Origin of the sequence: Candidatus Nitrotoga sp. M5 (assembly GCF_927904885.1) — a bacterium.
GTDB lineage: Bacteria > Pseudomonadota > Gammaproteobacteria > Burkholderiales > Gallionellaceae > Nitrotoga.
In genome coordinates this window covers 197644-210083 of record NZ_CAKMNW010000001.1, presented here as the reverse complement: position 1 = coordinate 210083, position 12440 = coordinate 197644, and the positions used below count along the sequence as shown (strand labels likewise).

11 protein-coding genes and 1 pseudogene are annotated in these 12440 nt (G+C 46.0%); 4 read left to right on the top strand and 8 right to left on the bottom strand.

Annotated features, from left to right (window positions below):
- Nucleotides 1–103: 103 nt before the first annotated feature.
- Nucleotides 104–229: pseudogene (locus MJ770_RS00950) on the bottom strand (hypothetical protein); the annotation flags it as partial.
- Nucleotides 230–306: 77 nt separating this feature from the next.
- Between MJ770_RS00950 and MJ770_RS00945 the strand changes: the two are divergent.
- Genes MJ770_RS00945 through ftsB form a run of 4 tightly spaced genes read left to right on the top strand, consistent with a single transcriptional unit; the run spans nt 307 to nt 4500 of the window.
- Complete coding sequence (locus tag MJ770_RS00945) at nt 307–1983, top strand: CTP synthase (RefSeq protein ID WP_239249505.1); 1677 nt, start codon at nt 307–309, stop codon at nt 1981–1983.
- Nucleotides 1980–2831, top strand: coding sequence for a 3-deoxy-8-phosphooctulonate synthase (gene kdsA / locus MJ770_RS00940; RefSeq protein ID WP_239249485.1), 852 nt, complete (start codon nt 1980–1982; stop codon nt 2829–2831). The genes MJ770_RS00945 and kdsA overlap by 4 nt, the downstream gene beginning before the upstream one ends.
- An 18-nt stretch (nt 2832–2849) precedes the next feature.
- Complete coding sequence (gene eno / locus MJ770_RS00935) at nt 2850–4133, top strand: phosphopyruvate hydratase (RefSeq protein ID WP_239249483.1); 1284 nt, start codon at nt 2850–2852, stop codon at nt 4131–4133.
- Between the two features lie 28 nt (nt 4134–4161).
- Nucleotides 4162–4500 (top strand): cell division protein FtsB, encoded by a 339-nt coding sequence (ftsB, locus tag MJ770_RS00930; RefSeq protein ID WP_239249481.1) that lies wholly within the window; start codon nt 4162–4164, stop codon nt 4498–4500.
- A gap of 1511 nt (nt 4501–6011) precedes the next feature.
- Here ftsB and MJ770_RS00925 read toward each other — a convergent pair.
- From MJ770_RS00925 to hfq, 7 genes are all read right to left on the bottom strand, one after another.
- Nucleotides 6012–7307 (bottom strand): adenylosuccinate synthase, encoded by a 1296-nt coding sequence (locus MJ770_RS00925; RefSeq protein WP_239249479.1) that lies wholly within the window; start codon nt 7305–7307, stop codon nt 6012–6014.
- A 73-nt stretch (nt 7308–7380) separates the two neighbouring features.
- A complete protein-coding gene (locus MJ770_RS00920) occupies nt 7381–8547 on the bottom strand; it encodes an ATP phosphoribosyltransferase regulatory subunit (protein ID WP_239249478.1) in 1167 nt (388 codons plus the stop codon).
- Entirely contained in the window at nt 8547–8732 is a 186-nt protein-coding gene (locus tag MJ770_RS00915; RefSeq protein WP_239249476.1) for a DUF2065 domain-containing protein, read from the bottom strand. Before MJ770_RS00915 ends, MJ770_RS00920 begins: the two co-directional genes overlap by 1 nt.
- A gap of 15 nt (nt 8733–8747) precedes the next feature.
- Nucleotides 8748–9626 carry a protease modulator HflC gene (hflC, locus tag MJ770_RS00910; protein WP_239249474.1) on the bottom strand — a complete coding sequence of 293 codons (879 nt, stop codon included), beginning with the start codon at nt 9624–9626 and terminating at the stop codon, nt 8748–8750.
- Nucleotides 9623–10822 (bottom strand): FtsH protease activity modulator HflK, encoded by a 1200-nt coding sequence (gene hflK, locus MJ770_RS00905; protein ID WP_239249472.1) that lies wholly within the window; start codon nt 10820–10822, stop codon nt 9623–9625. The genes hflC and hflK overlap by 4 nt, the downstream gene beginning before the upstream one ends.
- 20 nt (nt 10823–10842) lie before the next feature.
- Nucleotides 10843–11961, bottom strand: coding sequence for a GTPase HflX (gene hflX, locus MJ770_RS00900; RefSeq protein ID WP_239249470.1), 1119 nt, complete (start codon nt 11959–11961; stop codon nt 10843–10845).
- A complete protein-coding gene (hfq, locus tag MJ770_RS00895; protein ID WP_239249468.1) occupies nt 11961–12191 on the bottom strand; it encodes an RNA chaperone Hfq in 231 nt (76 codons plus the stop codon). The genes hflX and hfq overlap by 1 nt, the downstream gene beginning before the upstream one ends.
- Between the last annotated feature and the right edge of the window lie 249 nt (nt 12192–12440).

Below are 12440 nucleotides of genomic sequence, written 5' to 3'. Positions count from 1 at the left end.
TAGCGAGAGGGTTTTTTATTTTATGAAACCATAGATGAAATTATTTAAAATAAACTACCTGAGTTAGATGCGTTTCGCTAATTCGCTGGCCTTACCTGTATAACAGGCTGGCGCGGTTGATGCCGCCTTGGCCGCGTGTTAGTTCTTTAAGTTTGTCATACGCATTCTCTATACTGTAGCGCCTCATTACTGTCTGGATCGGTTCTGCCAATACTTCCCAGATATTATTTCAATTTGCAGGCTTTACAGCTCGCAGAGAACTTATCTTTTTGTGAGCGACAAGAATTTACGGTATTATCACATTTCATGATTAAATATATTTTTATTACTGGCGGTGTAGTGTCCTCTTTAGGTAAGGGCATTGCAGCGGCTTCGCTGGCTGCGATTCTTGAGTCTCGCGGCCTTAAAGTAACTTTACTTAAGCTAGATCCTTATATAAATGTTGATCCTGGTACTATGAGTCCTTTTCAGCACGGTGAAGTGTTTGTGACTGAGGACGGGGCAGAGACGGATCTAGATCTAGGGCATTACGAACGTTTCGTTTCAGCTAAAATGCGTAAGGCTAACAATTTTACGACTGGACAAATATATGACAGCGTGATCCGCAAGGAGCGTCGCGGTGAATACCTCGGGAAGACGGTGCAAGTTATTCCGCATATAACAAATGAAATAAATGAATTCATTGTGCGTGGTGCGTCGGCTTCCTATGATGGAAATGCCGATGTGGCCATTGTTGAAATTGGTGGGACAGTAGGAGATATTGAATCGTTACCATTTTTGGAAGCTGCCCGTCAGATGGGATTGCGCAATGAACGTAGTAATACTGCCTATGTTCATTTGACGCTTGTGCCATATATTGGAAGCGCGGGTGAATTGAAAACCAAGCCGACACAGCATAGTGTACAGAAACTACGTGAGATTGGTATTTTCCCATCCGCATTGTTATGCCGTGCAGATCGCCCAATTCCTGATGAGGAGCGTGCGAAAATTTCATTGTTTTCTAATGTGCGTGAAGAAGCTGTGATTTCAATGTGGGATGTGGATAGTATTTATAAAGTTCCGCAGATGTTGCATGCTCAGGGTTTGGATCGCATTGTCTGCGATCAACTGGGGTGGTCGGATCTACCACCTGCTGATTTGTCAGTCTGGAGCAAGCTTATTTTTGCATTAGAACATCCTCATCATGAAGTTACTATCGGCATGGTTGGTAAATATGTTGAATTGACTGAGTCATATAAGTCTTTAATCGAAGCTTTAAGACATGCGGGTATACATACTTCCACTCGCGTTAATATTGAATACATTGATTCTGAAGTGCTTGAAAGCGGTGGTATAGATGGTCTGAATTGTCTCGATGCAGTTTTAGTCCCCGGTGGATTTGGTAAGCGCGGCATCGAGGGGAAAATTGCCGCAATACGCTATGCTCGTGAGAATAAACTTCCTTTCCTCGGTATTTGCCTCGGCATGCAGCTTGCTGTGATTGAATATTCCCGTCACGTTGCAGGCATGATTGATGCAAATAGCACAGAATTCAATCCTGAAACAGAACATCCGGTGGTTGCGCTTATTACTGAATGGCGAGACAGTGATGGTAAGGCTGAGTTCCGCAATACTAATTCTGATCTAGGCGGTACCATGCGTTTGGGTACGCAGCGCTGCCCGATAAAATCCGGCACCCTTGCTGCGACTATCTATGGCGCTGAAGTCAACGAACGTCACCGCCATCGTTATGAGGTTAATAACTACTATGTTCCTGCTCTAGAGAAAGCAGGCTTAGTGATTTCCGCACGTACACCGAGCGAGGCCTTACCGGAGATAATGGAGTTACCGCAAACTACGCACCCGTGGTTTATTGGTGTACAGTTTCATCCTGAATTTACTTCCACTCCGCGTGAAGGTCATTCCTTGTTTAAATCGTTTGTTGAAGCGGCTATTGAATGCCATAAGTCAGTTTGCTCTGCAAAAAATATAGCTGCTATATGAAACTATGCAATTTTGAAGTTGGACTGAATAACTCATTATTCCTGATTGCAGGGCCTTGCGTGATTGAGTCCGAGCAATTGGCTTTGGACACGGCTGGGAAAATCAATGAGATTTGTCTAAAGTTGGGCATCCCATTTATTTACAAATCATCTTACGATAAGGCAAATCGAAGTTCAGGTAAATCCTTTCGTGGCTTTGGAATGGAAAAGGGACTTGAAATTCTGGGCAAGGTGAAGGCTCAGATTGGTGTTCCGATACTAACCGATGTGCATGCAATTGAGGAAATTCCGTCGGTTGCCGCCGTGGTAGATGTCCTGCAAACGCCTGCCTTTCTATGCCGCCAGACAGACTTCATTCATGCCGTTGCAAGTGCTGGTCGTCCGGTGAATATAAAGAAGGGACAATTCCTTTCTCCATGGGACATGCAAAATGTGGTTGCAAAGGCGCGTGAGGCAAGCGGTCAGGATAACGTTATGGTTTGTGAGCGTGGCGTATCATTTGGATATAATAATCTAGTGTCGGACATGCGTTCCTTAGCTGTAATGCGTAACACCGGTTGTCCGGTTGTATTTGATGCCACGCACTCGGTGCAGTTGCCGGGCGGGCAGGGCACAGTAAGCGGTGGACAGCGTGAATTCGTGCCAGTTCTGGCGCGTGCGGCAGTAGCAGCTGGCATTTCCGGGTTGTTTATGGAAACGCACCCTGATCCGTCGCAGGCATTGTCTGATGGCCCTAATGCCTTTCCGCTTGGGCACTTGGAAGAGCTGTTAAATACCTTGAAAGTTTTAGATATGGCAGTAAAGGAACAAGGTTTAATCGAAGAAAATATAGACTTGTGTAATGTATAGTGAATTAAGGAATTAGTGATGAGTGCAATTGTAGATGTTATAGCGCGTGAAATTTTAGATTCTCGTGGCAATCCAACGGTCGAGGCGGATGTATTGTTGGAGTCAGGCATTATGGGGCGTGCTGCAGTACCGTCTGGTGCGTCCACCGGGGACAAAGAAGCGGTCGAGCTTCGTGATGATGATAAACAGAGATACTGCGGTAGAGGCGTTTTGAAAGCGGTGGAGAATGTTAATACTGAGATTGCTGAAGCAATCATTGGCTTGGATGCCGTTGAGCAGGCATTTATTGATCAGACTATGATTGATTTGGATGGTACCGAAAACAAATCTCGTCTTGGTGCAAATGCTATCTTGGCAGTATCTATGGCTGTGGCCAAGGCTGCTGCGGAAGAGTCTGGCTTGCCGTTGTACCGTTATCTGGGTGGTGCGGCGCGAATGGGATTACCCGTGCCTATGATGAATATTATTAATGGTGGTGCACACGCCAATAATAATATTGATATGCAGGAATTTATGATTATTCCAGTTAGTGCGGCCAGCTTCCGCGAAGCGTTGCGTTGCGGGGCGGAAATATTCCACGCGCTAAAGGGGCTGATCAATGACAAGGGTATGCCAACTACCGTTGGTGATGAGGGCGGTTTTGCGCCCAATTTACCAAATAACGAAGCTGCGTTGCAGTTGATTATAGAAGGCATAGAAACTGCAGGGTATGTGCCCGGTGTGGATGTAGCTATTGCTGTGGATTGCGCTAGCTCTGAATTTTACAAGGACGGTTTGTACCATTTGGAGTCTGAAGGTGTCAAATTGACATCCGCGCAGTTTGTTGATTATCTAGCTAATTGGGTCGATAAATATCCATTAATTAGCATAGAAGATGGTATGAGCGAGCATGATTGGAGTGGCTGGAAGCTGTTAACTCAACGCTTGGGGAAAAATGTGCAATTAGTAGGCGATGACGTCTTTGTAACTAATACCAAGATATTGCGCGAAGGGATTAGTCAGGGTTTGGCTAATTCAATTCTGATTAAAATTAACCAGATCGGCACGCTGACTGAAACATTTGCCGCCATCGAGATGGCTAAGCGCGCGGGATATACAGCAGTGATCTCTCACCGTTCTGGTGAGACTGAAGACACTATGATTGCAGATATTGCCGTGGGTGCCAACGTCCTGCAAATTAAAACCGGATCTCTGTCACGTTCTGATCGAATAGCGAAGTACAACCAGCTGCTACGTATTGAAGAAGACATGGGTGACAGCGCATATTATCCTGGGCGTGATGCATATCACCAACTTGCATAGGTTCTCGGTTGTTCTTAATTTAACATAAATGCGCTGGGTTTTGCCGATATTGGTATCTTTGCTACTGCTATTGCAGTATCCGATGTGGCTTGGGAAAGGTGGTTGGTTGAAGGTTTGGGATCTTGACCGTCAAGTTGATGAACAGAAATATATAAATAAAAAGACACAAGCTCGCAACGCAGTGCTGGATGCCGATGTGTACGATTTGAAACAAGGTACGGGAGCCGTAGAAGAGCGCGCTCGTAGTGAGCTTGGTATGGTGAAACGCGATGAAATATTCTTTCAGATAGTGGGTAAGCATTCATTATTGCCTGCGTCAACAGTGCCTGATGTAAATGCAGTTAGCGACGGCGTTCTTCTGAAATAACCGTAAATATTTAAGATTTTCACTAACTTAATTTGCTCGTTAATACCAGATTTAATTGTTTCATTATATTTGAAACTTAACCAACCTTTGATATTCACAACAAATAATGAGGTTGACCAAATAACCAGCACTTTCTTGTGTTGCTACTAAACCATTATGTTCGCTATTTTCCGCCAACTGATCAATTTTTAATCCCTCCAAGTTCTGTGCTGAGCGCCAAATCTTGGTAGACTGCCATCAAGTCTGTTTCTACCAAAGCGCACTTTCGCACATGCATTTTGCGGCCATCTTTACGCCAGCGACAGTTTGTTACGCGGCGCTGAACGGCTAGTGGCGTTCTCAATTCCCCCCAGGAAGCTTTGATTACGGCCTACGTTAAATACAGTCGTAAACTGATTCGCCAGCACAGTGATAAATAAATTCCCGTCAAAATGATCACTTCTTCGAGTGAACCACTGGACGCAAACGCATCTCGCTTTTCACGCTGCGTAAGTGCTCTCCAGATCATTCCGCATAGTGCCGCAATCTCTTCTCGTTCCACAGGACAACTACATCTTATTGTTGCGCAGGCAGTACACATTGGAATGCCTTAACACGAGCCCACCTGTTTGTCGCCTTAAAATTTAACTTTTAGGCATGGAGGCAACAAGGGGTACGTTATACAAAAGCATTTTTAGACAGGCGTTAATCAAGGTATATTCACGTGGAGAACGGACGATACTATCGGTCGCGGAAGAGCTGAGTGTAAACTGTCATTCAGTTAAAATTTGGATTAAAAGAACAAGAATGTGCACGGGTTGGCTAGTTGTTGACCAAAGAGCATCGCCTGCAGAGTTGGTCGATTGGACCGTAGTCGCTGGTGTTGCGTTAAGTAGGTTTCGTTACTGTTGGTTTAAACTTTGCGAATAATCATTCCCCGATAAACCGCCAAATTAAGAAAAACACTGGCAATACTAAAATATTTTAGTACAACAAAACGGCTTCAAAAATATACCAATTGATGATTAATGGTATTTTGTAATATTGTAGGAGTTAGGGGCTTTTGGTGGGGCGATCTTAAAGATGAGTTATATTACATTTGAAATGGTTTAGCTCGATCGGGCTGAGCAGAATGATGCCCAACATCTCACACTTGGCTTGACGGGTTCACTACGAATGTGCGTCTTTCTTTTATTTTATCGCTGCACCAAGTCATCGATATGCCGTGATATCTGTGTGAACCTTGCTAGCAGCTCCACACTTTTAACTCCCCTTAAATACTGCCTCACCCACATCAACATGGCTGATTATTGAAGACTGATACCTATCATGCACCGCCCATACGGTTTTGAAGGAGTCTGAATCAATAATACGATGAATCGCTTTTTTAGGAAAACAAGCGGAAATCTCAGTTCGGGTGCGCAGACAATCTACCTCAGTATATGGCGCCAAATATTTGTATTTAATTGCACAGCCGTACAAATATTGCAAAGAGCTGGATACCCATTCAAAGTATATGTGCTAAAAAATAATTAACACTCGAATGGATGGCGCAATACGATGGTTTCATCACGCTCCGATCCAGTGGAAACCATGTCAACTGGCACTTCACATATTTCTGCAATGCGTTGAAGATAGTTGCGTGCTTCCAGCGGCAAGTTATCATAACACTTTACGCCTACTGTGCTACCGCTCCAGCCTGGCATGTCTTCATATATTGGCTCACAACCAACCAGGGATTCTGCACCTACTGGCAGGATGTCGCTGTATTCCCCTTCACAATGGTAGCCCACACCCAAACGTAACGTTTGCATACCGTCCAGCACATCCAATTTAGTTACGCATAAGCCTGTTACGCCGTTAATTTGAATGGAGCGCTTGAGTGCAGCCGCATCAAACCAGCCACAACGACGTGCGCGTCCAGTGGTGGAGCCAAATTCATGGCCTTTTTCTGCCAGATGTCTACCCACTTTGTCGTCTAGTTCGGTTGGAAAGGGGCCAGAACCAACGCGTGTGGTGTATGCCTTAGTGATGCCGAGTACGTAATGCAACATTTGCGGTCCGATACCACTACCTGTACAAGCCGCTCCAGCGATGCAGTTGCTCGAAGTTACGAAAGGATATGTGCCATGGTCTATATCCAGCAACGTGCCCTGTGCACCTTCAAATAATAGATTTAAACCGGCTTTATTCGCGTCATACAAAGCGCGTGGCACGTCCAGCACCAAAGGCTTGATGCGCTCTGCCAATGCTAACGTGTCGTCTAGTGTCTTTTGAAAGTCGACTGTTTCGGCGTTGAAATAATTTTTTAATACGAAGTTATGATAATCCAGCACCTCGCCCAGCTTGGCAGCGAAGCGCTTGCGGTGGAACAGGTCTTGAAGTCGGATGGCACGGCGAGCGATCTTGTCTTCGTAAGCGGGACCTATGCCGCGCCCAGTAGTCCCGATTTTGGCAGTGCCCTTAGCCAGTTCACGCGCTTTATCCAAGGCTTCGTGATAAGAAAAAATTAACGGGCATGCTTCGGAAATACGTAGGCGGCTATAGACATCCACGCCAGCAGCAGCCAAACCATCCATTTCTTTAAGAAGCGCCTGTGGTGATACCACCACACCATTGCCGATGTAGCACATCACGTGCTCCCGCAGGATGCCTGAGGGGATGAGGTGTAGCACCGTTTTTGCCCCATTGATTACAAGCGTATGTCCTGCATTGTGACCACCTTGGAAGCGCACTACGCCTTGAGAGTGATCAGTAAGCCAATCGACTATCTTACCCTTGCCCTCATCGCCCCACTGCGTACCGATAACTACAACATTTTTCGACATTACTGATTCCTGATTTATTATTGATCTTTATCATTCATAATTGTCCCACTTGTTCTGAGAGTGGGTGATAAAACTAAAATTTCATTTTTATCACATGCCATGCGCCATCGCGCATAACTAATTCGCTGTCACAATTGAGTTCAGTGCGCAGCTCTACGGCATCTAGAAAATCAACTATCACTGCGTGTCCCTGTGCTCGCAACTGTGCAATTTTTTCATGTAATGCTGCATCATCACAATGCGGTGCCAATATGCCCATAGGTTGTGTGTATTGTGCCAACAAACCATGCAACTGGCGTAAATCCATGCTAAATCCAGTGGCGGGGCGGGCACGGCCGAAGCTTTTGCCCACGTCGTCGTAACGTCCGCCAACAGCGATGGCATCATGGCTGCCTGCATGATAAGCTGCGAATACCATACCGCTGTGGTAGTGATAGCCTCGCAGTTCAGCAAGGTCGATGCCAATGCTGTGTGCCAGAGGTTGCAGATTAAGGGCAGCTTGTTCCAGATCATTCAGCGCTGTCGCTATTTCAGGGTAATTCGGCAACACCGCACGGGCGTGTGCTATTACCTCTATTCCTCCGTACAATTCAGGCAAGATTAACAGAGCATTTCTAACTTCAGGCATTAAGTCAGCCACTAATGGGCGTAGGGCAGGCGCGTTTTTGCCTTGTAATGCATTAGATAACTCCACTTCTAGTTTTTTCGGGATGCCAGCGCTATTGATCAGCGCTCGAAACAGCGCAACATGGCCAAGATCAAGGTGCACCTCTTCAACGCCGAGTAAAGTCAACGCCTGAAGCATTAAACGTTGTATCTCCAGATCACTTTCCAAACCGCTGTGACCATACAGTTCTGCGCCAATCTGTAATAATTCGCGTGTGCGCATTAATCCTGCAGGCTGGGTGTGTAACACACTTCCGGCATAGCACAGGCGGGTAATACCTTGACGATTGAGCAAGTGTGCATCAATGCGTGCCACCTGTGGCGTGATGTCGGCGCGCAACGCCAAGGTACGCCCACTCAATTGGTCAACTAGCTTAAAAGTGCGCAAGTCCATATCATGGTTGCCAATGATCTGCAATGACTCGGCATATTCCAGTAGTGGTGGTGCTACTAATTGATAGCCAGACAGACGCAGCAATTCAAGCACGTTGGCGCGCATGCGTTCTATCCGCCATGCCTCATCCGGCAAAATATCTTGTATGTATTCTGGCAATAGCCAATTTGAATTCGGCATTATTTCACCCAATACAGTAACAGCAGCCCAGACAGCATGGCTGTTATGCCTAGAAAACGGATTTGTTTATCAGAAAACAGCACCAGTTTGCGAAGGGCTTCGCGCCACACGGTAGGAAATAGAAACGGCATGATACCTTCAATAACCAGCATCAATGCCAACCCGATAAACCAATAAGTCAGCATATTAAAAACATCTAATTACTTGCCCACATCATTGGAGCTCTTGAGATATTTAAAGAATGTGGAGCTGGGATCCAGGACCATGACATCGCTCTTGTTCTTGAAGCTTTGCGTATATGCATCCATGCTGCGATAAAATGAATAAAATTCAGGGTTACGTCCAAAAGCTGCAGCATAAATCGCTGCCGCTTTTGCATCACCGTCACCCTTTAATTTTTGTGCATCACGGTACGCGTCAGCGAGCGTCTCTTCTCGTTGACGGTCAGCATCGGCGCGGATCTTTTCACTGTCGGCATTACCGGTTGCACGCAGCTCATTGGCAACACGTTTACGCTCGGCATCCATGCGGCGATACACCGATTCACTTATCTCAGTCGGGAAATCTACTCGTTTCAGGCGCACGTCCAATACCTGTACGCCGATCTTGCGTGCGTCGGCATCTGCTTTCTGACGCAGAATTTCCATAATTTTGTCGCGTTCGCCGGACACCACATCATTAATAGTTCGTCTACCGAACTCCTCACGCATGACTGAATTTACCGTCTGCATTAAACGAGTTTTGGCTCGTACTTCATCCCCTCCGACAGTGATGTAATATTGCTTTACATCGTCGATGCGCCACTTGACGAATGCATCTACCATCACGTTTTTCTTTTCCGCGGTGATATAGCGTTCTGGTTCCGTACTGTCCATAGTTAAAATACGTGAATCAAAATAACGTACATTCTGAATCAGTGGGATTTTGAAATAGAGGCCAGGTACAGTCTTTACTTCCACCATTTCACCGAGTTGCAATACGATTGCTGACTGGCGCTGATCTACCACGAACATGGTCAGGCTGAGAAAGATTAATGCTGCGGCTGCACCCATCAAAACATTGACAATATTCATTTTCATGGACGTGCCTCCCTGTTGCGGCCGCGTAGTGACTCGCGTGTAAGAGCTTCATTAATCGATGCGGATGGAACCGCTTGTTGTTCAATATGGCCAGCTGCTCCCCTCTGGGACGTAGGTGACCCATGCTGCGCAGAGTTTTGAATCAGCTTGTCCAACGGCAAGTACAGCAGATTGTTACCATTCTTCTGGTCTACCATCACCTTGCTTGTGCTGGTCAAAACCTGTTGCATCATGTCGATATACATACGTTCTCGAGTAACTTTAGGCGCCTTTTTATACTCTTCCAGCACTTGCTCGAAGCGGCTGGCATCACCCTCGGCACTGGCGATTACGCGCTGTCGATAACCTTCTGCCTCCTGCATCAGACGCGCTGCCGCACCCTTTGCCTTGGGTATTACATCATTTGCGTAAGCTTGGCCTTCGTTTTTCTGGCGTTCTTTATCCTGTCCCGCCTTAACCGCATCGTCAAATGCTGCTTGGACCTGTTCAGGCGGTTGCGCATTTTGCATGGTGACTTTGCTTAATAGGATCCCGGATTTATAGCGATCCAAAATATCCTGGGCTAGCTTGGTGGTGGCTGCAGCCACCTGTTCACGACCTTCATATAGAACGAAGTCCATCTTGTTCTTGCCAATAATTTCACGTATTGCAGTTTCTGCAGCTTGTCGTACATTCTCGTCTGGCGCACGGTTATTAAACAAATAGTCGCCAGCGTCTTTCAAGAAATATTGAACAGCGAATTGAATATCAATGATGTTTTCATCAGAGGTTAACATCAGCGATTCTTTTAAAATCTTGTTTTTGACGTTGTCGCGGTAACCAATTTCCACTGTCCGGACTTGACTAATATTTACGACTTCGACGGACTCAATAGGGAATGGCAAATGCCAGCGAGGGCCAGGTTGCGTGGCTTCGACAAGTTTACCGAAACGTAGCACCACACCGCGCTGGCTAGCGTCCACAATGTAAAATCCACTAGCAAGCCAAATCAGCAGAACCACCACTGCAATCAGGCCGATACTGGCATTGAATTTGTTAGAGTCGCCACCGTCTCCATCGTCACCAGTGTTTCCTGGTCCGTTACCCTTGTTACCGAACAGTGCGGATATTTTTTTATTGATGTCGCGCAACACTGCTTCTAGGTCGGGAGGGTCGCCATTATTTTTTTTTCCCCATTGAGGGTCATTCAATCCCATAACTCATCCTATTTAATCAATTATTTAGTTTCAGGGGTATTCCATTGTATCCGTGTGCTACATACTTCCGCTAAAGCCGCCCGTAACTCATCTATCCCCACGCCTGTTTTAGCGCTCAAATGAATGCGCGTAATTCTAGCATAATCGTCACGTTGCACGGCCGCAGGTAAATCCTGCAAATCAATCTTATTAAATATCAAAATTTGCGGGATATGCTGCGCGCCAATTTCCAGCAATACTTTATTAACTTCAGCTACCTGGTCAAATCGCTCTGAGCTATTTGCATCTACCACATGTAGTAACAAATCAGCTTGCGCCGTTTCTTCTAATGTACTACGAAAGGCTGCAACTAAACCATGCGGTAGATGACGAATGAAGCCTACCGTATCTGACAATACGACCTGGCCTGACCCCTCGATATATACGCGCCGAGCAGTTGTGTCGAGCGTAGCAAACAACTGATCTGCAACATATGCGTTCGAATGAGTCATTTTGTTAAATAAAGTAGACTTGCCCGCGTTAGTGTAGCCAACGATGGATACCGATAATACTTCTGAACGCGTGCGTGACCGTCGAAGTACTTGGCGATGGCGATGCAGCTTATCTAGGCGTTCTTTCAATAAAACTACACGCTTATCCAATTTGCGTCTATCCAGCTCCAACTGTGTTTCGCCTGGTCCCCGAGCACCTATTGCAAATTTCTGTTGTCCCATGTCGGTATTCAATCCGACCAAACGTGTGGAAAGATACTTGAGCTGTGCCAGTTCCACTTGTACCTTACCTTCATGGCTTTGCGCACGCAGGGCAAAGATATCCAAGATCAGCATAGTGCGGTCAATTACACGTGCCTTAATTCTAGCGGTAAGATTGCGCATTTGCGCAGGAGACAAGTCGTGGTTAAAAATTACCAGCGGAACGTCGTTTTGTTCGACAATGGCAGAAATTTCGTCCACCTTACCGCTACCTGCAAATAAAGACGCATCAGGACGATGCCTCCGTCCTTCAACTAATGCGATGCTACGCACACCCGCACTTTCCGCCAGCAGGCGCAACTCTTCCAAGCTTTCAGCATAATCCGGCGAACCAAAATCTAAACTTACTAAAACTGCTGTGTTAATTGCCGCAGTGCTTTTGTGCATTAATCAGCGTCTATAGGAATAGAGATGGCGCGTGCGGGAACAATGGTGGAAATAGCGTGCTTGTATACCATTTGCGTGATGGTGTTTTTCAGTAGTACTACATATTGGTCGAATGATTCGACCTGACCTTGCAACTTGATACCATTTACCAGATAAATGGCGACCTGCACATGTTCCTTACGTAGTGCATTTAGGAACGGGTCTTGTAATTGTTGCCCTTTTGTACTCATGAGGTTTTGCTCTTATTGGTTATGGCGGGCAGCCACTTTACTGGATTTTTAAACTATTCGGAAGAGTTCATGGCAGATTCAAAACCATTTAGCATGTTACCGCACTCGAATCAGAGGTGACTGCGACCTTCATCGAGAGTTCGTAGAGATTGTAATTGTGATACGTGAAAGATCTCAATGGGAACGGCTACTGTAGAATGAAAAATGATCGTTCAGACGTACGTTTGAATAGGGATGGCTCTCGTTTTG

Coding starts and splice junctions, on each gene's coding strand:
- MJ770_RS00945 (WP_239249505.1), top strand. CDS start 307: ATGATTAAATATATTTTTATTACTGGCGGTGTAGTGTCCTCTTTAGGT.
- kdsA (WP_239249485.1), top strand. CDS start 1,980: ATGAAACTATGCAATTTTGAAGTTGGACTGAATAACTCATTATTCCTG.
- eno (WP_239249483.1), top strand. CDS start 2,850: ATGAGTGCAATTGTAGATGTTATAGCGCGTGAAATTTTAGATTCTCGT.
- ftsB (WP_239249481.1), top strand. CDS start 4,162: ATGCGCTGGGTTTTGCCGATATTGGTATCTTTGCTACTGCTATTGCAG.
- MJ770_RS00925 (WP_239249479.1), bottom strand. CDS start 7,307: ATGTCGAAAAATGTTGTAGTTATCGGTACGCAGTGGGGCGATGAGGGC.
- MJ770_RS00920 (WP_239249478.1), bottom strand. CDS start 8,547: ATGCCGAATTCAAATTGGCTATTGCCAGAATACATACAAGATATTTTG.
- MJ770_RS00915 (WP_239249476.1), bottom strand. CDS start 8,732: ATGCTGACTTATTGGTTTATCGGGTTGGCATTGATGCTGGTTATTGAA.
- hflC (WP_239249474.1), bottom strand. CDS start 9,626: ATGAAAATGAATATTGTCAATGTTTTGATGGGTGCAGCCGCAGCATTA.
- hflK (WP_239249472.1), bottom strand. CDS start 10,822: ATGGGATTGAATGACCCTCAATGGGGAAAAAAAAATAATGGCGACCCT.
- hflX (WP_239249470.1), bottom strand. CDS start 11,961: ATGCACAAAAGCACTGCGGCAATTAACACAGCAGTTTTAGTAAGTTTA.
- hfq (WP_239249468.1), bottom strand. CDS start 12,191: ATGAGTACAAAAGGGCAACAATTACAAGACCCGTTCCTAAATGCACTA.